Origin of the sequence: Streptomyces sp. NPDC017529, from assembly GCF_044329785.1 — a bacterium.
Lineage (GTDB): Bacteria > Actinomycetota > Actinomycetes > Streptomycetales > Streptomycetaceae > Streptomyces.
In genome coordinates this window covers 314,673-335,219 of sequence record NZ_JBIRJY010000002.1, presented here as the reverse complement: position 1 = coordinate 335,219, position 20,547 = coordinate 314,673, and the positions used below count along the sequence as shown (strand labels likewise).

The following is a 20,547-nucleotide window of genomic DNA, read 5'->3' as shown; positions in this document are numbered from 1 at the left end:
GGCCGGCCCCCGGTGCCTCTCCGCTCAAAAGAGCACCGCGGGCCGGGGTTCTGTCTCCCGGGTGAACCGGGCTCCCCGGGGGCCCGCCGCGGTACGGCAGGCCCCCGGGCCCGGCTCACTCGCCGGGGTGGGCGAGCTCGACGTCGAAGCCGTCGACCCCGCGCGCGTCGACCGTCAGGCCGCCCGCGACCGGCGGGTAGCCGCTCGCGATGACCGTGTAGTCGCCCGCGTCCAGGTCGGTGAAGGCGTACGCGCCGTCCTCACCGGTGGTGGAGGTGGCCACGACGTTGCCCGCCGCGTCCACCAGCGTGACCCGCGCGTCCGGCAGCGGACGCCGCTCGGCACCGGCCCGTACGACGCCCTGTACCCGGGCGCCGGCCAGCAGCTCGATCTCGACGCGGGTCGTGCCCTGGCCGCCGACCTCGACGGGCAGCGCCGTCGGCCGGAAGTCGGCCGCGTTGACCGCGACGGTGAAGGACCCGGCGGCCAGCTCGTCGAAGGCGAAGTGGCCCTCCTCGCCGGTCTTGCCGGTGGCCAGCACCTCGCCGCGCACGTCGGTGACCACGACCATCGCGTCCGCCACCGGCTGGCCGGTGACCGCGCTGCGCACCTGGCCGCCGAGGCCGCTGGTACCGCTGAGCAGGATGTCGTAGCCGAGCGGCTGGTCACCGACGACGACCGTGGACGCCTGCGGCTGGTGGCCGTCGGCGGCCGCGATCAGCACGTACGAACCGGCGCCGGGGGCGTTCAGCACGTACGAGCCGTTGGCCTGGACCACCGAGCGGCCCAGCTGGCTGCCGCTGAGCGAGATCAGCGTGACCGCGGAGTTCGCGACCGGGTGGCCCTCCGCGTTGCGGACCGAACCGTGGATCGCCGGACCGGCCGGGACCTCGTCGCCGCCGCCCGCCGAGGCGTACGCCGCCAGCGGCTGGGTGGTGGCCGACGCCGCCGGCTGCTGCGCCCAGGAGGGCGCCCGGCCGTCGTCGTCCTGGCCCACCGGGGCACCGGCGCCCACGAGGGCGGGCTCCGGCTGCGGGGCCGCGGCGGCGGCCGCACCGGCGGCGGCGGGTGCCGCCGACTCGTCGGACTGCGCCAGACCACCCTGGGTCTTCAGCGCGACCTCCTTGATGAACAGCGTCAGCAGGAAGGCGAGCAGCGCGCACGGAGCCGCGTACAGGAAGACGTCGGCGACGCCGTGCCCGTAGGCGCTCTCCATGATCGTCCGGAACGGGGCCGGGAGGGCGTCCAGGTCCGGGATGCCGCCACCGCCGCCGGCGCCGCCCTGCGCGAACTTCGCCGCGGCCTGCGGGCCGAGCTCCTGCACGCCGTCCTTCACGTAGTGCGTGACGCGGTTGGCGAGCACCGCACCGAGCGCCGAGACACCCACCGCACCACCGAGGGAGCGGAAGAAGGTCACGACGGAGGAGGCGGAGCCGAGGTCCTTCGGGGCGACCTGGTTCTGCGTGCAGAGCACCAGGTTCTGCATCATCATGCCGATGCCGAGGCCCATCAGCGCCATGAAGATGGCGATGTGCCAGTACTCGGTGTCGTACCGGATGGTGCCCAGCAGGCCGAGGCCCGCGGTCACCAGCACGCCACCGGAGACCAGCCACGCCTTCCACTTGCCGGTCTTGGTGATGATCTGACCGGAGACGGTCGAGGAGATGAACAGACCGCCGATCATCGGGATCGTCATGATCCCGGACATCGTCGGCGACTCGCCGCGCGCCAGCTGGAAGTACTGGCTGAAGAAGACGGTGCCGGAGAACATCGCGATACCGACGAACAGCGACGCCAGGGAGGCCAGGGTGATCGTCTTGTTGCGGAACAGCCGCAGCGGGATGATCGGCTCGCTGGCCTTGGACTCGACGAACACGAAGATCGCGCCGAGCACGATCGCGCCGCCGACCATGGCGAAGGTCTGGCCGGAGATCCAGTCGTACTTGTCGCCCGCCAGGGTCACCCACACCAGCAGCAGCGAGACCGCGGCGCTGATGAAGAACGCACCCGCCCAGTCGACCTTGACGTCCCGCTTGACCACGGGCAGCTTCAGGGTCTTCTGGAGGACGATCAGGGCGATCACCGCGAACGGCACGCCGACGTAGAAGCACCAGCGCCAGCCCATCCAGCTGGTGTCGGTGATGACGCCGCCCAGCAGCGGGCCGCCGACGGTGGCGACCGCGAAGGTGGCGCCGATGTAGCCGCTGTACCGACCGCGCTCACGCGGGGAGATCATCGCGGCCATGACGATCTGGGCCAGCGCGGACAGACCGCCCACGCCGATGCCCTGCACGACGCGGCACGCGATCAGCATGCCGGAGTTCTGCGACAGACCGGCCACCACCGAGCCCGCCACATAGATCACCAACGCGACCTGGACCAGCAGCTTCTTGCTGAACAGGTCGGAGAGCTTGCCCCACAGCGGGGTGGTCGCGGTCATCGCCAGCAGCGACGCCGTGACGACCCAGGTGTACGCGCTCTGGCCGCCCTTGAGATCGTGAATGATCTCGGGCAGCGCGTTGGAGACGATCGTCGAGGACAGAATGGCGACGAACATGCCGAGCAGCAGCCCGGATATCGCCTCCATGATCTGACGGTGCGTCATGGGCGCCCCGTCGGGAGCCGGGTGGCCCCCGTGCTTGGCGTGGCCGCCCCGCACACCGGATGGTGTGGTCGTAGCCATGTAGTTCCTATTCATTCCGCAGGTGTACGGGTGGTGGGTTCGTGGTGCGCCCGGGTCCGGCAGTCGCCGAAGCTCGTACGGAGCCTGGCGAGCAACTCGTTGAGGCGGCCGACGTCGCTGTCGGACCAGTCGTCCAGATACCGGGCGAGTGATGCTGTGTAGCGCTCGGAGAGCTCCGCGAGGAGCGACCGGCCGCTCGGCGTCAGGCGCAGCAGCCGCGACCGCTTGTCCAGCGGGTCGGGCTCCCGCTCGATCCAGCCGCGCTCGGCGGCGTGGGCCACGTGCCGGCTCGTGACCGACATGTCGATCGCGAGCAGTTCCGCCAGCTTGCTCATCCGCATCTCGCCGTACCGGTCGAGCAGCGTGAGCACGCCGGCCGAGGCGGGCGGGCAGTCGGGCGGCAGGATCCGCCCCATCTCACGCTTGACGGCACCGATGGCGCTGAGCTGCCGGGCCAGCTCCTCGTACTGACTCTGAGCGGCCATGGGCACCTCCGCACTTCTTCTTTTGTTGCCTTGAGCAACCGTAGAACCACTTGGTTGCTGAAGGCAAACGATTACCTGGCCCATGAAGGTAAAAGAACCCAAAAGGTTGCCAAGATCAACGGTCAAGAGGGCGGGGGGTGGGGGTAAAGGGGCAGGTGAGGGGGCATCTCGGAGGTCTCGCCCCCTGCTGCGGCTACTTCACGGCCGACGGCGCGTGCCGCCCCCGGAGTCCTTCGACGAGCAGATCGAGTCCGAACTCGAAGAGGCTGGCGAAGTCTGTGCTGGTGAGGGTGGGCAGAGTCGCGCTGAGGTGCGGATACGTCCCTGCCGTCACCGCGCCACGCAGGAGCCCCGCGCCCTCGGGGGCGCCGTCGCCCGGCTGGAGGGCCGCCTGCTCCTCCAGGGTGTGACCCACCGTGTAGTTGGCCACTGTGTAAAGCGCGCGGGCCGCGTCTCCGTCGGAAAAGCCTGCCTCGCGCAGTACGCCCACGAACGCATCGGCGAAACCCAGGGTGCTCGCCCCGGTCGAGTGCGTACCGGCGAACACGCGCGCGCCGTCCCGGTGGGCGAGCAGGGCGGTGCGCTGGGCGCGGGCGAGGGCGGCCAGCCGCTCGCTCCAGTCGCCGTCGGCCATCGCGGCGGCCGACTCGGCGACGCCTTCCATCATGCGCTCCGCCATGGCGGTGAGCAGGTCCTGCTTGGTCGCGAAATAGCGGTACAGGGCGCCTGCCCGCACGTCCATCGCGTCGGCGAGCCGCCTCATGGTCAGCGCGTCGAGGCCCGACTGGTTCAGCAGGGCGAGGGCTGTTTGCAGGGTGCGCGCACGGTCGAGCCGAGCGGGACGGCCGCGGGCCGGGCTTGACGGAGAGCTCATGGATCTCACTATAGTGAACGCCGTTCACGTGAACGCTGTTCACTAAATTGGGAGGACCTCTCCATGGCCATGAACACCGATGTGATCGTTGTCGGCGCGGGGCCCACCGGCCTGATGCTCGCCTGCGAACTGGCCCTGGTCGGCGTGCGGCCCCGCGTCCTGGAACGCCGTACCGCACCGCAGCGCGACTCCAGGGCGCTGAGCCTGCACCCGCGCAGCGTGGAGCTGATGGATCAGCGCGGACTGCTCGACCGCTTCCTGCCGCTCGGCCGGGCCGTGCCCGGCTGGCACTTCGCCCAGCTCCCCACCCACCTGGACTTCTCCGCACTGGACTCCCGGCACGCCTACACCCTGTTCATCGCCCAGGCGCACACCGAGGCGCTGCTCGCGGAGCGGGCCCGCGAACTGGGCGTCGAGATCGAGCGGGGGTACGAGGTCGCCGGGCTGAGCCAGGACGACGGCGGCGTGGAGGTGCGGGTGCGCGGCGGCGACGGCAGCGTCGAGACCGTACGCACCGGCTATGTCGTCGGCTGCGACGGCGGACGCAGCGTCGTACGGCAGTCCGCCGGCATTGCCTTCCCGGGGACCGACGAGACCCTCACCGGCGTACTCGGCGACTTCGCGGTGACCGGCACCGGCCTCGACGCGGCCCGCGCGCGGGGCGTGCTGGTCGCGCCGCTGGAGGACGGCCTGACCCGCCTCGTCTACCTGGACCCGGAGCGGCTGCGGGTGCCGGCCGGCGAACCCGTCACCCTGGAGGAGGTCCGCGCGTCCCTGGTCCGGATCTGCGGCACCGACTGCGGTGTCGGCGAGCCCCGTTGGCTCTCCCGCTTCGGCAACGCCACCCGCCTCGCCGAAAGCTACCGCCGAGGCCGCGTCCTCCTCGCGGGCGACGCCGCCCACATCCACTTCCCCGCGGCGGGCCAGGGCCTGAACACCGGCCTCCAGGACGCCGCGAACCTCGGCTGGAAGCTGGCCGCCGAGGTCAACGGCTGGGCGCCGCCCGGCCTGCTGGACAGCTACGACGCGGAACGCCGCCCGGTGGGGCGGGCAGTCACCGATAACACCGAGGTCCAGACCCTGCTGGCCGAACTGACGCTCGTACCGCGGTATCAGCGCCCAGCCACCGCGCTACGCGCCCTCTTCGACGAACTCCTCGGCATGGACGAGGTCAACCGCACGCTCGCCGCCAGGGTCTCCGCGCTCGGCACCGCGTACGAGCCGACGGCACCGGAGGCCGATCCGCTGGCGGGACGGCGCATGCCCGACATCGGCCTGACCACCGCCACGTCGGACGCGATACGGGTCTACGAACTCCTCCCCGCGGGCCGGTACGTCCTCCTCGACCTCACGGGCGACCCGGAGCTGGTACCCGCCGTCACGCCGGGCTGGGGCACACGCGTCACCGCCGTCACCGTCACGGGCCGCGACGACCACCCGGACCTGCACGGAGTGACCGAGATCCTCGTACGCCCCGACGGCCACATCGCCTGGGCCACCCGCACCACCGACGTACGGGCCCGCCGCGCGGAGCGTCACGAGGCGCTGACGGCCTGGGCCGGGACCGGGGCCGGGACAGGGGCAGGGGCCGGGACGTGAGGGCAACTGTGCTGTGACGCACGGGGCCCAGGGGTGTGCCGGGCATGCCGGGTTCGCTAGGGTCCTGGCCTATGGCGAACTACCAGCAGAACCCGGCCAACGGCAACCACGACCCGGCCGGCAGCACGCAGATGTTCCGCGCCTTCGTGGACGAGGGCGCGCCCCAGGGCGGCGGCCGCCGGGCAGCCGTCCAGGAGCAGTCGGCCGGGCCGCGCATCGGCCTGATCGTCGGCGTGATCGTCGCGATCGCGGTCGTCGTCGGCGCCGCGTGGCTCGCGCTGTCCTGACGTCCCCTCACTCGACGGCGGAAATCCGCCGGCCTCGGCTGTCGGCGACCCGCAGCGCGTCGTGCAGCGCCTCCACCAACCGGTTGGCGAGAAACCGCAGTTCACTGGCCGAGGCGGCGGACTCGCCCAGCAACGCCCCTGCGTGCCCGAGCAGCTCCGTACCCATGTCGAGCTGAGCCGCCTCCATGTCGTCCGCGAGCCGCGACACGTAGCCGTCGCCGTCCGTCGACAGCAGACACTGCTTCCCGCTCTCCTGCGACCAGGGCAGCAGCCGCACGCCGTCGCCGCTCACGCGGCGAACTCCCCACGAAGCGCCCCGAGACGCGCGAAGCGCCGGATCTGCTGCTCGTACGCGTGTGCCTCGTAGGCGACGAGGTACGGGCGTACGAGCGCCGTGGCGTCCCCGTCGATCGGTACGTCGAGCACCCGAAGCGCACTCCGAGGTGCGGGGCGCACGGGAGCGCGGAGGGTTGTGCAGGGCGCAGTCGGCGTCGGCGAGAGGAGTTCCCTCACCTTTGCCGTGATCCGGCGGATACGGTGGCGCATGTCGGCGCTCCTTGTTCAGCGTTGGCCACGCCCCGGGGGTGGTGGTGCACCCGCCGGGGCTCCTGACGCTTCGCGACCATAGTGCGGTCTAGTAGCCCTGGCTACCAGACCTACCAAAGTGACCAAACTACGTCTCGCGTGCCATGTTGTCGTCTGCTTACCTTGGTTCTGTGATCGAATTTGCCCCTGATGAGCCGCGTTGGCGCCAAGTCGCGCGGATCATCCGTCAGCGCATCGAAGACGGCACCTACCTGCCGGGAACCCGAGTTCCTTCGGTGGTGGAGATGCTGAACGAGTTCGGAATCTCCACGTCCACGGGCCAGAAGGTGCACCGCGGCCTCCGGGCGGAGGGCTTGATCTACACGGAGCCGGGCATGGGCTCCTTCGTCTCCAAGGACCTGCCGAAGAAGCCCGCGGAGGGCTCCGGTGAGGCCTGACCCGTAACGCGCGGGTGGGAGTCCACTCCTGGCTAAGCTGCGCACAACGTGATGATGTGCGGCTGTCGGGGGGTTGGGCGGATGTTGATCGAGGTTGCCGGGGTGCGCGTTCCCGTGGGGCGGGCGGCAGAGGCTGCGCGGCTGGTCTGTGAGGAATACGCCGACGCCGCGCTGTACCACCACTCCGTACGGTCGTACTTTTTCGGCGCGGCCTGGGCGGAGGAGCGGGGACTCGACTTCGACCGCGAACTCTTCTTCGTCTCGTCGCTGCTGCACGACTTGGCCCTCGTCCCGCCCTTCGACAGCCACACGGTCGCGTTCGAAGAGACCGGCGGGCACCTGGCCCGGGTCTTCACGGCCGGCCTCGGCTGGCCGACCGAGCGACGCGACCGGGCGGCCGAGCTGATCGTGCTCCACATGCGGGAAGACGTGGCGCCGGAAGTTGACGTAGAGAGCCGGTTGTTGCAGGTGGGAACCAGCGCGGATGTATCGGGGTCAGGCCTGGAGGCCTTCGACCCGTCTTTCCGGGGCGCGCTCGTCGAGGCGTACCCCCGGCTGGGCTTCGCCAAGTCCTTCGTAGGACTGCTCCAGGACCAGGCGGAGCGCAAGCCGGGGTGCGCGGCGGCGAAGCTGATGGCGGGAGCCTGGGCGGAGCGGACTACGTCCAATCCGCTCGATCAGGGCTGAGGCCGGGCGGGTGCAACAGCCGGAGCCTGTGCCGCCTTCTTGAAGACTTCCAACACGGCCAGGTAGTTCTTGCCGCCGTGGCCCTGGGCGATCGCCTGCCCGGCGATTGCCTTCATCAGCTCCGGCTGGTCGGAGTGAACGCCCTGCTCCACGCAGGTGCGGGTGATGTGCTCAAGCGCGTGGTGGTTCATCTCCATGGTGCCCGCGTCGCCGGGGTAATGGCCCTTGTCCAGGTCAGGAGCCTGCTCGGTGAGGGTCGAGGTCACCACAGAGGGCATGAACCAGTTGAGTGCGAGATCGGCGAACGTGACCGCCGGGACGTTCGCCGACCCGACCAGCGCTGTGGCGTGCAGAAAGCCGTTCATCGTCGCGTACATCATGTCGAGCAGCGCCGCGTTGTACAGCACTGCCAGGCCGGGGTCGGGGCCGAGGTACCGGGGGCCGCCCATGCTTGCCAGCGTCGCCCGGTGCTCGTCGAAGACATGCTGTGGGCCACTGTAAAGGAAGACGGATTCGGGGTGCCCGACGAGTGGTGGCGGCACCATGATCGCGCCGTCCAGATAGGCGACGCCACGCTCGGTCGCCCAGCTGGCCGCCGCGTGCGCCTCCTTCGGCGTACCGGAGTTGAGGTTTACCAGTACACGGCCCTTCAAGGCGTCACCAGCGGAGCCGAGAACCCCGTACATGGCTGCGTAGTCCTGGAGGCATATGACCGTGACGGGGCTCGCGGCCACCGCCTCGGCAACGGTTCCCGCGCGGTGGGCCCCCTTGGTGGCGATGCCGTTGGCCTTTTCCGGGGTGCGGTTCCAGACGGTCGTGGGGTGGCCGTGTTCCAGAAGGGTATCGGCGAGGGCGAGGCCCATGGGTCCGAGGCCGATGACGGTGACGGGTGCGTGCTGCGGACTTGCCGGTTGCTGGTTCGTCATGCGGCATAGACTGCTGTCTCTCATCGGTGTGAGAGTCAACTGAACGTGGTGGTCGTCACATGCGCATGGGGGAGTTCTCCCGGCGGACCGGGGTCAGCCAACGCCTGCTGCGTTACTACGAGGAGCAGGGGCTGCTCAAGCCGTCGCGGCGGCCGAGCGGGTACCGCGAGTTCACCGAAGAGGACATGGCCACCGTCCGGGGCATCCGCATGTTGCTCGGCGCCGGCCTCGGCACCGCCACGATCGCCGAACTGATGCCCTGCATGGCCGACGACGGGCAAACCCTGGCGCCGGCCTGTTCCGGCATGCTGCCCGACCTGAACCGGGAACGTGAACGCATCAACGAGGCCGTGGCCGGCCTGCTGGCCGCACGAGAGGCGCTGGACGCCGTCATCGCCGCCACAGCCCTCATCGGAGATGACGATCCGGAGGCGTGCCCCATCCCGCGGCAGGCAGGAGACTGACGCCAGGGCCCGGCGCGCCTGCCGGGTCTCCTCGGCCTACCCGGCCTACCCGGCCTCCTCGTGCCGGTACAGCTCCGGTACGGGCACCTTGATCGGCTCCTGTGTGGTGCGAGCGATGACGACGACCACGGGCACTTCCGGGTCGGGGTTTTCCTGATGCGGTGGACGCGGTTGCCGCGCGGTGCGTTGTCACCGGTGCTGAGCGCGGTCTCGTTGCTGCCGTAGACGGACATCGTGTTTCCCCCTGATGTGTTCGGTGGCTTGTGGTCGCATCAGGCTGCCGCCGGGGTGGGGAGGCCAGAAAGTTCCTTTGCCGTTACGGCAATAGAGGAGTGGCGTCGGCCTATTGGCCCGTCCGTTAATCGATCGCCGGGGGCGGTGCCGTTTGGGATCATGCCGCGGGGCCGTCATCCGGACCCGTTCCCGTACGAAAGGCCGCCACGCGATGCCACGTGTTCCCGCCGACCCGAACGTCGTGCACCCGATGCCGGGCCAGCCGCGGGTGGTGCTGCTGAAGCCGCTGGTCACCTCGCCGTTGATCGAGGTCGGTGATTTCTCGTACTACGACGACCCGGACGACCCGACCGCGTTCGAGACGCGCAACGTGCTGTACCACTACGGGCCGGAGCGGCTGGTCATCGGCAAGTACTGCGCGCTCGGCGAGGGCGTGCGGTTCATCATGAACGGCGCCAACCACCGCATGGACGGGCCCTCGACGTTCCCGTTCCCCATCATGGGCGGCTCCTGGGCCGATCACTTCGACCTGATCAGCGGGCTGCCGGGCAAGGGGGACACGGTGGTCGGCAACGACGTGTGGTTCGGATACCGGTCGATGGCCATGCCCGGCGTACGGATCGGCCACGGCGCGGTCATCGCCTCGGGCGCGGTCGTCGTGGACGACGTACCCGATTACGGCATCGTCGGCGGCAACCCCGCCAAGCTCATCCGCCGCCGGTACGACGACGCGGACGTCGCGCGGCTGCTCGAACTGGCCTGGTGGGACTGGCCCGCCGAGCACATCACCGAACACGTCCGGACGATCATGTCCGGGACGGTGGAGGAACTGGCGGCGGTCGCGCCGCCGAAGGGTTAGCCGAGCGGACCGCGACCACCCGGCCGCGCGCCGGCGCGCAACTGCGGCAGCAGCGCCGGTACGTCCGCGAAGGCCGCCGTCGGCGGGGGACGGGAGTAACCAGCCTTCGGCCGCGTCCGCGGTCAGCCCGCGGGTTGACGACCCCGACACGGCCTCGGAAGCGGCCCCGCCGGCCAGCTCGGCCCGTCGACGTCACCGAACCACGTCCGTTGGACGTCACCGTCCACTGTCATACCGAACGCGAAAACCTGCGGCTTGCCCGCCTCCAGCCACCAGCCGTAGGCCCGCTCGGCTTCCGTGGCCAGGTCACGGTCGCCCCACTGGTACGTCTCACCGGCGTGGAGGTAGGCCCAGGCGCCGCCCGTGGACAGCCACCAGGCGGGGACGCCGTCCGGTGCCGGCGTGCGGGTGGCGTGGACGCCGGGCAGTCGGAGGCCGAGGGCGAAACGGGCGTGGAAGTCGTCGAGGAAGTCCGGGGGGAGGGCGGTCGTGCCGTACCGGCTGTCCGCCCATCGCTGCGGCGTGTAGACGCGGGACAGCGGGTTGTCGGTACGTCGCTGGCCGCGCAGGTCCATGAAGGTCAGCGGCACGCCGAAGCGGCCCGAGGCGCTGCGGCCGTCGGCGGCGACGGTCAGGACGGCCAGGCCGGCGGGCTGGAGGGTGGACTTCCACGGCGTGACGATGCGCGCGCCGGGCGCGCACTGCGCGAGCCAGGCGTGGGGGACGCGCGAGAGCGACGCCGTACACAGGACACGGTCGTACGGCGCGTGCTGCGGCCACCCGGACTCGCCGTCCGCACAGATCACGCGGGGCCGGTAGCCGAGGCGATGCAGACGGCCGCGGGCCGCGTCGGCCAGGGACCGGTCGACCTCGACGGTGGTGAGACGGGCCGCGCCGACCCGCTCGCAGAGCAGCGCGGAGTCGTAGCCGGTGCCGGTACCGATGTGCAGGACCCGGCTTCCGGCGTCCGGGTCCGCTGCGGCGAGCGTCGTCATCACGGCGTTCGCGGCGCTGATCGAGCTGGTCGGCAGCGCGCCCGTGCCATCGGGGTGTACGGGGTGGCCGTCGTCCACTTGCGTGACGACGGACCCGGTGGGGTGGTGGACCATCCCGGCCCACCGCTCCTCGTCGTCGGCGCGGGCGACCGGGTGGTACCGGTCGTCGTCGGCGTGCCATACCCACACGGTGTCCGGCACGAACGCCTCCCGGGGAACCGTACGGAACGCCTCACGCATCCAGGGACGTTCGAACGCACCCAGCCCGTCGAGCAGGCGGATGGCCCGCTCCCGATGCCGAATTACTCCGGTCACCGGCTGCGGGGCGGGAGGCGGCTTTCTGCGCGAACCCATGTGACTTCCGTCTTCTCACTCTCAGCGAGTGGCCTTACCGCCAGTCCACCTTCACGTCGCGTGTGTCGATGTGCATGCCCAGGGGGACGCGCCAGGCCGGCAGGCAGATGCGCCAGGTGGCGGTGCGGCGGGAGTGGCCGGTGAGGGGGGTGGGGAGGGCGTGGGTCGTTGTTCGGGTGGACCAGTCGACGCCTAGGGGACCGATGATGTGGGTGCCGAAGGTGATGGTCCCCGAAGTCACCGGGAGGTCACCGGCGTTGTGGAGGTTCAGGGATACGTTTTCGCACCATCGGGTGTCCGCATCGGCGCGGTGGAGGGGGCCGAGGGTGAGGCGAGGCGGAGTGCGCGGAGTGGGGGTAGTGGGGGTGGGAGTCCCGGGGTGGGCGACGGGGGGCCGGGGAACGCTGGGGGCCTCCGGGCGGGGGCCCTGGTGTGCGGCGGATGGTCCCGGGGCGGGGCGGTCCGGCTCGGTGGCATGGCGGGGAGCGGGCGTGACGTCGCGGGCCGACGGCGAGGGCGTACGCGGTGTGGTGCCGCGGTCTGCTGCCGGAGAGTCGGCGCCGTCCAAGGGAGTCAGCGCTATGCCGTCCTCCGGGGGGACCGGGCGGGTGGGGGCTCGGCCGTCTGCGGGGCCGGCGGCGCCTGTCGCGGCGTAACCCCGTCCGCTGTCGTCGCCGCAGGCGGTGAGCAGCGCGGCCAGGCACAGGGCGGCAGCGGGGAGAAGGGCGCGGGGGACGCGCACGGTGCGGAGGGCGCGGGTGGTCCGTCGCATCGGGCCAGTGTTGCTGACGGGGTGTCAGTTGCATAGGCCCGGTACGGCAGGGTTTTCGCGCGTACGGCGGCGGATCGGTGAGCATCAGGGAGGCGTCCGGCCGGTGACGGCGAGCGGCCGGAGGCTCAGGGGCAGGGTCGGGCGGGTCGGGCGGTGGTCAGTCGGAGATCAGGCCCTCGCGCAGGGTGGCCAGGGTGCGGGTGAGCAGGCGTGAGACGTGCATCTGGGAGATGCCGACCTCCTCGCCGATCTGGGACTGTGTCATGTTGGCGAAGAAGCGCAGCATGATGATCTGGCGCTCCCGGGGCGGGAGTTTGGCCAGGAGGGGCTTGAGGGACTCGCGGTACTCGACGCCCTCCAGGGCACTGTCCTCGTAGCCCAGGCGGTCCGCGAGGGACCCCTCGCCGCCGTCGTCCTCGGGGGAGGGGGAGTCGAGGGAGGACGCGGTGTAGGCGTTGCCCACCGCGAGCCCGTCGACGACGTCCTCTTCCGATACGCCGAGGCACTGGGCCAGTTCGGTGACGGTGGGGGAGCGGTCGAGCTTCTGGGCCAGTTCGTCGCTGGCCTTCGTCAGGGCGAGGCGCAGCTCCTGGAGGCGGCGCGGGACGCGTACCGACCACGAGGTGTCACGGAAGAAACGCTTGATCTCGCCGACGACCGTCGGCATCGCGAACGTCGGGAATTCGACGCCGCGTTCGCAATCGAAACGGTCGATGGCCTTGATCAGACCGATCGTGCCGACCTGGACGATGTCCTCCATCGGCTCGTTGCGGCTGCGGAAACGTGCCGCCGCGTAGCGCACCAGCGGCAGGTTCAGCTCGATGAGGGTGTCGCGGACGTAGGTGCGTTCCGCGCTGTCCCTGTCGAGCGTGGCCAGCCGCAGGAAGAGGGAGCGGGAGAGCGTACGGGTGTTGAGAGCGTCGTCGTCGTGCACATGTGGTGCCGGCGCGGGAATCGCGGGAAGCACCTTCGAGCTGCCCAGTTCTACGGACATGCCACCCCCTTGAGGTCGCGGTCGGGTCGCTGCGGCGCCTCGGCCCGCAGGCGGGCCGAGAACTTATGCCTCCACCTGAATACCGGAGGCGACGCCACGGCAAACACGGTTCCTGCAGAATGTCACATGTCGGCAACGCGCTGTAGCGCCAAGTCGACATATCTGCGCAGGAGCGGGTCGCCCGTCCCGGTTAGGCTTCGATCCTGTTTGCGGACCGCAGTCGTGCGAAGCTCCGCGACAGTAGCCGCGACACGTGCATCTGCGACACCCCCAGCTCGGCGCTGATCTGAGATTGCGTCAAGTTGCTGTAGTAACGGAGCAGCAGGATGCGCTGCTCGCGCTCGGGGAGCTGGACGAGCAGATGCCGTACGAGGTCGCGGTGCTCGACGCCGGCCAGTTCCGGGTCCTCGTAGCCCAGGCGGTCCAGCAGGCCCGGCAGCCCGTCACCCTCCTGTGCGGCCTCCAGGGACGTCGCGTGGTACGAGCGGCCCGCCTCCAGGCAGGCCAGCACCTCGTCCTCGCCGATCTTGAGCCGTTCGGCGATCTCCGCGGTGGTCGGCGAGCGGCCGTGCAGCACGGTCAGGTCCTCGGTGGCCCCGTTGACCTGGACCCACAGCTCGTGGAGGCGGCGCGGTACGTGGACGGTGCGGACGTTGTCCCGGAAGTAGCGCTTGATCTCGCCGACGACGGTCGGCATCGCGAAGGTGGGGAACTGGACGCCGCGCCCGGGGTCGAAGCGGTCGATGGCGTTGATCAGACCGATCGTGCCGACCTGGACGACGTCTTCCATGGGCTCGTTGCGGCTGCGGAAACGTGCCGCCGCGTAGCGGACCAGCGGCAGGTTGGCCTCGATCAGGGCGGCGCGCACCCGGGTGTGCTCCGGGGTGCCCGGCTCCAGGCTGGCGAGCTCGGCGAACAGCACCTGCGTGAGGGCACGCGTGTCCGCGCTCCGGCTCTCGCGGGATGGCGCCTTGGGCGCAGTTCGTGCCGTCAAGGTCACGCCACCCTTCTCTGTCCATTCATCCGGCAAAAGCGGTCATAGCATCACAAGACATGTGCACTGTGTGCAAGCACCGCATAATGCCGTGTTGATGGCGGAGTTGAACGCGGCGCGGGGCGCGGCGCGGGGCGTGCGGCCGGTGGCGAGCGCGGTGCGGGGCCGCCCGGGGAGCCGGTGGCCGGGGTGGTGGCGGCGCGTGCGCGTACCGGCATGGGAAAGCCCCCCGTCCCCGGAAGGGCGAGGGGCTTCGCGCGCGGGCGGGGCCGCGGCTCAGAACTCGTAGTCGGCGATCACCCAGGTGGCGAACTCGCGCCACTGGCCCGCGGCGGCCTGATGGGCCGGGTGTTCGATATAGCGCTTGAGGGCGTCCTGGTCGGCCACGGCGGAGTTCACGGCGAAGTCGTACGCGATCGGCCGGTCGGTGATGTTCCAGGCGCACTCCCAGAACTCCAGCTCGGGAATCTGGTCGGCCAGCTCCCGGAACGCCTTGACGCCGGCCACGACCCGCGGCTCGTCGCGTGCGACGCCCTCGTTGAGCTTGAAAAGGACCAGGTGGCGTATCACTGGGCTGCCCTCCGTGCGTGCATGCGGGTCCGCGCGGGCGGGCAGGGGCCGGCGGGCGCGCCGGGTGCCGCCGGGAGCCCGCGGTGGCCGGACCGCCCTACGAGACCAGCTGGGTCATGAACTCGCCGACGCCGTGGGCGGCGGACGAGATGCCCTCGAACCCTATCTGGACGAGATCGGCGGCGCGCGCCGGGGACGTGATGATCGTGTACAGGACGAAGATGACGACCACGTACAGCGCGATCTTCTTCGCATGCGCCATCTGACTGTCCCCGTCTCCCCTACGGCAGCTCCCGCCTGCCCTTCCCCAGTGCAGGTCGGGTGAGTCTAACCACTCCCGCCCCAGGGGTGGAGCCGGGCCGAGTGACCCAGGGGGCGATACGGGCGGGAACCGGGGAGCGGACGAGGGCGGTGAGGCGTAGCCACCCTTCGGTGCCGCCGGTGCCGGCGCTGCTGACGGGGACTTTAAGGACCAAAGACCTCTGGAGCGGGGCCCTTTGCCCGCGTCGCCGGCCGTACCCGCGAAGCAGGATGGTGGAGCGCCCGGCGGACCTGGCAGGAATTCGCGGGGCGCAGGGACCCCGGCCTCACTGCGGGGCCCGCACCGCGAGCTTCCCCCCTGACAGCGGCGCGGGCTTTGAGGCCAGGTCCACCAACGGGGGAGGCGGCGTGTCCCCCCGATTGCCGCTTCCCCCGACCACACGGTGGAGCCCCGGCTCCGGGCCCACGGGTCCGGAGCCGGGGCTCCTTTTGTGTGCAGGGGGCCTCCATTTTGTACGCAAGCGTCCGGTGCCCGGCGCCTAGACTGGGTCCTTTCGGGGGCACGGGCCCACCCCACGGGGGCCCTGGGCGGATGGAGAACGGCTGTGACGAGTGGCGTCGAGGACGTGGCGGATCCGTCGGCCGAGGTACTGACGGAGGCCGCGGCGACGTTCGGACTGCTGGCGTCGCCCGCGCGTCTGCACATCGTCTGGGCGCTGGCGGACGGCGAGTGCGACGTCAGCGGGCTCGCGGAGCGGGTGGGCGGCGCGCTGCCCGCGGTGAGCCAGCACCTGGCGAAGCTGAAGCTGGCGGGGCTGGTGCGGTCGCGGCGCGAGGGGCGACGCGTGGTGTATCTGGTGGACGACCCCGATGTGGTGTCGATGGTGCGGTGGCTGGTGGGGCAGCTGACCGACCGGGCCGGCGGCCCGGCGGTGCCGGGACACGTCCGTGGTCTGGGCGCCTGAGCAGGTCGCGGGCTCCGGAACCGCTCGTACGGAGGGGAAGCCGGAGCCGGGCTCGCCGGCCGTACCGGCGGGAGGGCGCGCGGGGAGCGGCGCCGCCCTGCGGGACGCGCCCGGGCTGACGGCACTGGAAGTACTGCGCCTCCTGGAGAGCGGGCCGCGCGGCCTGACCGAGGCGCAGGCCGAGGCGCGGCTGCTGCGGTACGGCGAGAACGCGGTGCCCGAGCGGCGGCCGTCGGGGCGCCCGTGGCGTTTCGTCCGCAGCCTGCGCGACCCGTTCACGACCGTACTGCTGTGCCTGGCCCTGGTGTCGGCCGCCGTCGCGTCCTGGGGGGCGGCCTGTGTGATCGCCGTCCTGGTGGTGGTCAGCGCGGTGCTGCGGACCAGCGGCGAGTACCGGGCGGAGCGGTCCACGGCGGCGCTGCGCGAGCTGATCGCCACGACGGCGACGGTGCAGCGCAGGGCGGGGGCCGGCGCCGCCGGTCCGGTCGCGCGCGCCGGGGCGCCCGCGCGAGCCCGGGGCACTGCGCAGGGCGCGGCCGCCCGGGAGATCCCGGTCGATCAGCTGGTGCCCGGCGATGTGATCCGGCTGGGGCCGGGGGACCTGGTGCCGGCGGACCTGCGGCTGCTGCGGGCGAGCGGCCTGACGGTGCGCCAGGCGCCGCTGACGGGCGAGTCGGCGCCGGTGGCGAAGTACCCGGTCGAGGTGCCGGGAGACGGAGCGGGCCGTACGGCCGACCGTGGCGCGGGCCTCTTCGAACGCCCCGAGCTGTGCTTCCAGGGCAGCAGTGTCGCGTCCGGCAGCGCGACCGCGGTGGTGCTGGCGACCGGCGCCGACACCGTGTTCGCCGGTACGTACCGGCAGCCGTCGGGTACGGACACCGGGCGGCCGGCCGGTCCGCGCAAGCCGCCGCGGCGGTCGCGGCGGTCGCGGGAGAGCGCCTTCGACCGCTCGGTGAACGGGATCTCCTGGACGCTCATCCGCTTCATGCTCCTCACCCCGCCGCTGGTGCTGATGGCCAACGCCGCGCTGCGCGGGCGCGGCCTGGAAACGCTGCCGTTCGCCGTGGCGGTGGCGGTCGGGCTCACCCCCGAGATGCTGCCGGTCATCGTCACCACCGCGCTCGCCCGGGGCGCCGCGCTGCTCGCGCGCGGCGGCGAGGTGATCGTCAAGCGGCTGCCCGCGCTGCACGACCTCGGCGCGATCGACGTGCTGTGCACGGACAAGACCGGCACCCTCACCCAGGACCGGCCGGTCCTCGACTGCTCCTTCGGACCCGACGGCCGGCCCGCGCCCGAGCCGCTGCACTGGGCCGCCGTCAACAGCCTGTGGACACTCCAGCTCGCCGAGCTGCCCACCCCGGACGCCCTCGACGAAGCGGTCCTGGAGGCGGCCGAGGACGCCTTCGAGGAGCTGCTCGCGTACGAGGGCATCGCCGCCCTGCCGTTCGACCCGGTCCGCCGCACCTCGTGCGCGGTGGTCCGTACGGAAGCTGCGGCGGCCGGGCCCCGGCTCGGCACGCACACGCTGGTGGTCAAGGGCGCGCCCGAAGACGTACTGGAGCGCTGCGCCCGCGCCCGGGCCGGGGGAGCGGACACCGAGCTGGACGGCGCGGCCCGGGAGGGGCTGGCCCGGCTCGTGGCGGAGCGGACGGCGGACGGGCTGCGGCTGCTGGCCGTCGCGGTCGCCGAGCGGCCCGCCAGGTCCGGCCCGTACACGCCCTCTGACGAGCGCGGCCTGACCCTCGTCGGCTTCGTCGGGCTGCGCGACGCGCTCGCGCCGACCGCCGCCGCTGCCTGCGCCGCGCTCGCGCGGCGCGGCGTCGCCGTCAAGGTTCTCACCGGCGACCACCCGGGCACCGTCGCCCACGTCTGCCGCGAACTGGGGCTCGACACCGGCCCCGGCGCGGTGCTCACCGCCGACCGGATCGACGGGCTCACGGATGCCGAGCTGGCGCGGCTGGCCGCCCGGACGACGGCGTTCGCGCGGTGCACGCCGGAGCACAAGGCGCGGATCGTGGGGGCGCTGCGGGCGGGCGACGGCACCGGTACGCGCAAGGGGCGTGCGGCCCGTAAGGCGGCGGCCCGCACGGAAACGGACGTACCGGCGCCGCCCCGCACCGTCGGCTTCCTCGGTGACGGCGTCAACGACCTGCCCGCCCTGCACGCCTGTGATGTGGGGGTCGCCCCGCGCGACGCCGTCGACGTGACGCGCGAGGCGGCCGACGTCGTCCTCGCCTCGAAGGACCTGAACGCCATCGACGACGCGGTCCTCGCGGGCCGCCGCAGCACCGCCAACATCGCCACGTACCTGCGCATCACCCTCTCCTCCAACCTCGGCAACGTCATCGCGATGCTCGGCGCCGGGCTGCTGCTGCCCTTTCTGCCGATGCTTCCGGCGCAGGTCCTGGTCCAGAACCTGTGCTTCGACGCGGTCCAGCTCGCCTTCGCCTTCGACCGGCCGGGGCCCGCCGCGCTGCGCAGGCCGGCGGTCCTGCGCCCCGCCGACCTGCTGCGCTACATCACCGGGTTCGGCCTGCTCAACGCGGCCGCCGACCTGGCCACGTTCGGGGTACTGGTGCTCGCGGTGCAGGGCTCGGGGCACCCGGGCGGGCAGGACGCTTTCCACGCCGGGTGGTTCACGGAGAACCTGCTGACGCAGGCGCTGGTGATGTATCTGCTGCGCACCGGGCGGCGTTCGGCGGAGGGCCGGGCGCCGGGCCCGGTCTGTGCCGCCGTGTGCGCGCTCGCCGTCGTCGGGTTGCTGCTGCCGCCGTCGCCGCTGGGGCCGCTGCTGGGGATGGCGGCGCTGCCTCCCCTCTATTACGGGCTGCTGGCGGCGGTGCTGGTGCTGTACGGGGCCGGGCTGGCGTGGGCCAAGGCGCGGTACGACCGGCGGACGGCGCCGGAGACCGCTCCCGGGCCGGTGCCTCAGCCGTAGGACAGCCCCGAACAGATGTCGTCGTCGGCGGAGCGTGCCTGGCCGGCGATCGACGAGGACGAGGAGGGCGAGGGCGAGGGGGCGGGTCCGGCGGAGGCAGCGGTGGGGCCCTCGGCGGCCGGGTCGGCCGCGTACGTGGCGCCGAGGACGACCTTGATGCCCGTGGCGGCCGTCGGCACCAGCCGGGCGTCGCGGAAGCGGGCCGCGACGGTGCGGGCCTGGGCCTCCTTGCCGGCGCCGTACTCGACGGTGGTGGCCGCGTGGTCCTGGGACCGCGCGGTCGCCGTGCCGGTGACGGTGAACCCGGCGGCCTTCAGCTGCCCGGCGGCGCGGGCGGCCAGCCCGGTCGTGGTGGTGCCGTTGTAGACGGCGACACTGATGCCCGTACCGGTCCCGGCGCCCGCGTCGGTGGCCGTACCGCCGGCGGGGGCCCGGGGCGCGGTCCCGTCGGACGGGCCGCCGGCGTGCTCGCCGTCGAGGGTGCGGTCCGCCTTGATGTCCGCCCAGAGCGTGTCCGCCGCCGGGTGGACGACCGCGACGCGTTCGCCCTGGTAGCGCCACGGCAGCGTGATGAACTTGGTGTTGTGCAGGTCGATGTCCTTCAGGGACATCGCGAAGGAGAGCAGCTTGTCGGCCGAGTCCAGGCCCGGGTCGACGGTCATGGACCGGGTGGCGGCGTCGGCCAGCGGCAGCAGGGTGCCCGGGTTGAAGCCCTGGTCCTTGACCTTCTTGATGAGCGAGCCGACGAAGGCCTGCTGGCGCTGGATGCGGCCGATGTCCGAGTTGTCGCCGATGCCGTGCCGGAGGCGGACGTAGTCGAGTGCCTGCTGTCCGGAGACGGTCTGCGGGCCCTTGGCGAAGATCCGCTCGCCGCGGGAGTGGCGGTTCGGGTTCAGGTCGCCCTCGTAGACGTCCTTGGGGAGGCAGACGGGTACGCCGCCGACGGCGGACGTCATCTTCGAGAAGCCCTCGAAGTCGACGACGACGGTGTGGTCGACGCGTACGCCGGACAGCTTCTCCACCGTGTTCTGGGTGCAGGCGGGGTTGCCCTGGGGGCTCTCGCCGACCGAGAAGGCCGCGTTGAACATGGCGTTGTGCCGCGGCGCGGTCCACTTGCCGCTCGGCAGCCGGCACGGGGGTATGTCCACCAGGGTGTCCCTGGGGATGGAGACCGCGACCGCGTGCTTGCCGTCCTTGTATATGTGCAGCAGGAACGCGGTGTCCGAGCGGCCCACGTCGCCCTCGCCGCCGCCCAGCGCGCTGTTGTCGCCCGACCGCGAGTCCGAGCCGATGACCAGGACGTTCTGGCCGCCGGAGCCCTGCGCCGGGCGCTGCGGGCTGACGCCGTCGGCGCCGAACGTGGTGATGTTGCCGGTCAGCTTGAAGTAGTACCAGCCGGCGCCCGCGGTGACCAGGACGAGCAGGGAGACGGCGACGATACCGGCCGTACGCAGCGGCCGCCGCCTGCCGCGTACGGCCGCCCGCCCGGTCCGCTCCGACCTGCCGCCCCGCCCGGCGGCCGCCTTGTGGCTGCTTGCTGTCATGTGTGCACCCTCACCCGCGCGGCTTGTGCCGAAGAAGACGGTCGTTCCCGCTCATTGGTTGTACAGTTGCGCAATGTAG

At 71.8% G+C, this 20,547-nt stretch carries 21 protein-coding genes; 8 read left to right on the top strand and 13 right to left on the bottom strand.

The genetic code is table 11. From position 1 onward, the window contains the following. Positions 1-115: 115 nt before the first annotated feature. The 3 genes from ACH4K4_RS05205 to ACH4K4_RS05195 form a co-directional block, all read right to left on the bottom strand. Entirely contained in the window at positions 116-2,683 is a 2,568-nt protein-coding gene (locus ACH4K4_RS05205) for an MFS transporter (RefSeq protein ID WP_398164932.1), read from the bottom strand. Positions 2,684-2,694: 11 nt separating this feature from the next. After that, a complete protein-coding gene (locus ACH4K4_RS05200) occupies positions 2,695-3,168 on the bottom strand; it encodes a MarR family winged helix-turn-helix transcriptional regulator (RefSeq protein WP_398164931.1) in 474 nt (157 codons plus the stop codon). Positions 3,169-3,361: 193 nt separating this feature from the next. Beyond that, entirely contained in the window at positions 3,362-4,042 is a 681-nt protein-coding gene (locus ACH4K4_RS05195) for a TetR/AcrR family transcriptional regulator (protein WP_398164930.1), read from the bottom strand. A 69-nt stretch (positions 4,043-4,111) separates the two neighbouring features. On the opposite strand from ACH4K4_RS05195, the gene ACH4K4_RS05190 reads away from it, so the two are divergent. Continuing rightward, positions 4,112-5,641: a monooxygenase gene (locus tag ACH4K4_RS05190; protein WP_398165408.1), complete on the top strand. Its 1,530-nt coding sequence runs from the start codon at positions 4,112-4,114 to the stop codon at positions 5,639-5,641. A 71-nt stretch (positions 5,642-5,712) separates the two neighbouring features. Next, positions 5,713-5,928: a hypothetical protein gene (locus ACH4K4_RS05185; protein ID WP_398164929.1), complete on the top strand. Its 216-nt coding sequence runs from the start codon at positions 5,713-5,715 to the stop codon at positions 5,926-5,928. 7 nt (positions 5,929-5,935) lie between these two features. Here ACH4K4_RS05185 and ACH4K4_RS05180 read toward each other — a convergent pair whose 3' ends face one another. Both ACH4K4_RS05180 and ACH4K4_RS05175 read right to left on the bottom strand, forming a co-directional pair. Then, positions 5,936-6,220, bottom strand: a complete 285-nt coding sequence (locus tag ACH4K4_RS05180; RefSeq protein WP_398164928.1) for a hypothetical protein — start codon at positions 6,218-6,220, stop codon at positions 5,936-5,938. Continuing rightward, the gene (locus ACH4K4_RS05175) at positions 6,217-6,354 is read right to left on the bottom strand and encodes a hypothetical protein (RefSeq protein ID WP_398164927.1); all 138 of its coding nucleotides are present in this window, start codon (positions 6,352-6,354) and stop codon (positions 6,217-6,219) included. The genes ACH4K4_RS05180 and ACH4K4_RS05175 overlap by 4 nt, the downstream gene beginning before the upstream one ends. Positions 6,355-6,644: 290 nt before the next feature. On the opposite strand from ACH4K4_RS05175, the gene ACH4K4_RS05170 reads away from it, so the two are divergent. Beyond that, positions 6,645-6,911, top strand: coding sequence for a GntR family transcriptional regulator (locus tag ACH4K4_RS05170; RefSeq protein WP_398164926.1), 267 nt, complete (start codon positions 6,645-6,647; stop codon positions 6,909-6,911). An 81-nt stretch (positions 6,912-6,992) separates the two neighbouring features. Next, positions 6,993-7,598 (top strand): HD domain-containing protein, encoded by a 606-nt coding sequence (locus ACH4K4_RS05165; protein ID WP_398164925.1) that lies wholly within the window; start codon positions 6,993-6,995, stop codon positions 7,596-7,598. Here the strand turns inward: ACH4K4_RS05165 and ACH4K4_RS05160 are convergent. Beyond that, on the bottom strand, positions 7,589-8,524 hold the full coding sequence (locus ACH4K4_RS05160) for an NAD(P)-dependent oxidoreductase (protein ID WP_398164924.1): 936 nt from the start codon (positions 8,522-8,524) through the stop codon (positions 7,589-7,591). The genes ACH4K4_RS05165 and ACH4K4_RS05160 overlap by 10 nt on opposite strands. A 59-nt stretch (positions 8,525-8,583) precedes the next feature. Here ACH4K4_RS05160 and ACH4K4_RS05155 point away from each other — a divergent pair, with 59 nt between their 5' ends. Both ACH4K4_RS05155 and ACH4K4_RS05150 read left to right on the top strand, forming a co-directional pair. After that, positions 8,584-8,988, top strand: a complete 405-nt coding sequence (locus ACH4K4_RS05155) for a MerR family transcriptional regulator (protein WP_398164923.1) — start codon at positions 8,584-8,586, stop codon at positions 8,986-8,988. A 445-nt stretch (positions 8,989-9,433) separates the two neighbouring features. Further along, positions 9,434-10,081: a CatB-related O-acetyltransferase gene (locus tag ACH4K4_RS05150; protein ID WP_398164922.1), complete on the top strand. Its 648-nt coding sequence runs from the start codon at positions 9,434-9,436 to the stop codon at positions 10,079-10,081. A 122-nt stretch (positions 10,082-10,203) separates the two neighbouring features. Here the strand turns inward: ACH4K4_RS05150 and ACH4K4_RS05145 are convergent, their stop codons facing one another. The 6 genes from ACH4K4_RS05145 to ACH4K4_RS05120 form a co-directional block, all read right to left on the bottom strand. Then, positions 10,204-11,430, bottom strand: coding sequence for a methyltransferase domain-containing protein (locus ACH4K4_RS05145; protein ID WP_398164921.1), 1,227 nt, complete (start codon positions 11,428-11,430; stop codon positions 10,204-10,206). Between the two features lie 34 nt (positions 11,431-11,464). After that, complete coding sequence (locus ACH4K4_RS05140; RefSeq protein WP_398164920.1) at positions 11,465-11,671, bottom strand: hypothetical protein; 207 nt, start codon at positions 11,669-11,671, stop codon at positions 11,465-11,467. Positions 11,672-12,359: 688 nt separating this feature from the next. Next, entirely contained in the window at positions 12,360-13,196 is an 837-nt protein-coding gene (locus ACH4K4_RS05135) for an RNA polymerase sigma factor SigF (protein WP_360125082.1), read from the bottom strand. A gap of 190 nt (positions 13,197-13,386) precedes the next feature. Beyond that, positions 13,387-14,196, bottom strand: coding sequence for an RNA polymerase sigma factor SigF (locus ACH4K4_RS05130; protein WP_398164919.1), 810 nt, complete (start codon positions 14,194-14,196; stop codon positions 13,387-13,389). 270 nt (positions 14,197-14,466) lie between these two features. Beyond that, entirely contained in the window at positions 14,467-14,760 is a 294-nt protein-coding gene (locus ACH4K4_RS05125; protein ID WP_398164918.1) for a Dabb family protein, read from the bottom strand. A gap of 97 nt (positions 14,761-14,857) precedes the next feature. Then, positions 14,858-15,022 (bottom strand): hypothetical protein, encoded by a 165-nt coding sequence (locus ACH4K4_RS05120; RefSeq protein ID WP_398164916.1) that lies wholly within the window; start codon positions 15,020-15,022, stop codon positions 14,858-14,860. A 604-nt stretch (positions 15,023-15,626) separates the two neighbouring features. Here ACH4K4_RS05120 and ACH4K4_RS05115 point away from each other — a divergent pair. Next, entirely contained in the window at positions 15,627-15,986 is a 360-nt protein-coding gene (locus tag ACH4K4_RS05115) for an ArsR/SmtB family transcription factor (RefSeq protein WP_398164915.1), read from the top strand. Next, positions 15,970-18,924 (top strand): magnesium-translocating P-type ATPase, encoded by a 2,955-nt coding sequence (mgtA, locus tag ACH4K4_RS05110; RefSeq protein ID WP_398164914.1) that lies wholly within the window; start codon positions 15,970-15,972, stop codon positions 18,922-18,924. The genes ACH4K4_RS05115 and mgtA overlap by 17 nt, the downstream gene beginning before the upstream one ends. Here the strand turns inward: mgtA and ACH4K4_RS05105 are convergent. After that, positions 18,915-20,468 carry an LCP family protein gene (locus ACH4K4_RS05105; protein ID WP_398164913.1) on the bottom strand — a complete coding sequence of 518 codons (1,554 nt, stop codon included), beginning with the start codon at positions 20,466-20,468 and terminating at the stop codon, positions 18,915-18,917. The two genes, mgtA and ACH4K4_RS05105, sit on opposite strands and share 10 nt — an antisense overlap. Positions 20,469-20,547: the final 79 nt, after the last annotated feature.

Bases quoted from the DNA above. Each gene is read 5' to 3' on its own strand.
- ACH4K4_RS05195 (WP_398164930.1), bottom strand. From the start codon at position 4,042: ATGAGCTCTCCGTCAAGCCCGGCCCGCGGCCGTCCCGCTCGGCTCGAC.
- ACH4K4_RS05105 (WP_398164913.1), bottom strand. From the start codon at position 20,468: ATGACAGCAAGCAGCCACAAGGCGGCCGCCGGGCGGGGCGGCAGGTCG.
- ACH4K4_RS05190 (WP_398165408.1), top strand. From the start codon at position 4,112: ATGAACACCGATGTGATCGTTGTCGGCGCGGGGCCCACCGGCCTGATG.
- ACH4K4_RS05155 (WP_398164923.1), top strand. From the start codon at position 8,584: ATGCGCATGGGGGAGTTCTCCCGGCGGACCGGGGTCAGCCAACGCCTG.
- ACH4K4_RS05135 (WP_360125082.1), bottom strand. From the start codon at position 13,196: ATGTCCGTAGAACTGGGCAGCTCGAAGGTGCTTCCCGCGATTCCCGCG.
- ACH4K4_RS05145 (WP_398164921.1), bottom strand. From the start codon at position 11,430: ATGGGTTCGCGCAGAAAGCCGCCTCCCGCCCCGCAGCCGGTGACCGGA.
- ACH4K4_RS05160 (WP_398164924.1), bottom strand. From the start codon at position 8,524: ATGACGAACCAGCAACCGGCAAGTCCGCAGCACGCACCCGTCACCGTC.
- ACH4K4_RS05150 (WP_398164922.1), top strand. From the start codon at position 9,434: ATGCCACGTGTTCCCGCCGACCCGAACGTCGTGCACCCGATGCCGGGC.
- ACH4K4_RS05205 (WP_398164932.1), bottom strand. From the start codon at position 2,683: ATGGCTACGACCACACCATCCGGTGTGCGGGGCGGCCACGCCAAGCAC.
- ACH4K4_RS05185 (WP_398164929.1), top strand. From the start codon at position 5,713: ATGGCGAACTACCAGCAGAACCCGGCCAACGGCAACCACGACCCGGCC.
- ACH4K4_RS05120 (WP_398164916.1), bottom strand. From the start codon at position 15,022: ATGGCGCATGCGAAGAAGATCGCGCTGTACGTGGTCGTCATCTTCGTC.
- ACH4K4_RS05165 (WP_398164925.1), top strand. From the start codon at position 6,993: ATGTTGATCGAGGTTGCCGGGGTGCGCGTTCCCGTGGGGCGGGCGGCA.
- ACH4K4_RS05200 (WP_398164931.1), bottom strand. From the start codon at position 3,168: ATGGCCGCTCAGAGTCAGTACGAGGAGCTGGCCCGGCAGCTCAGCGCC.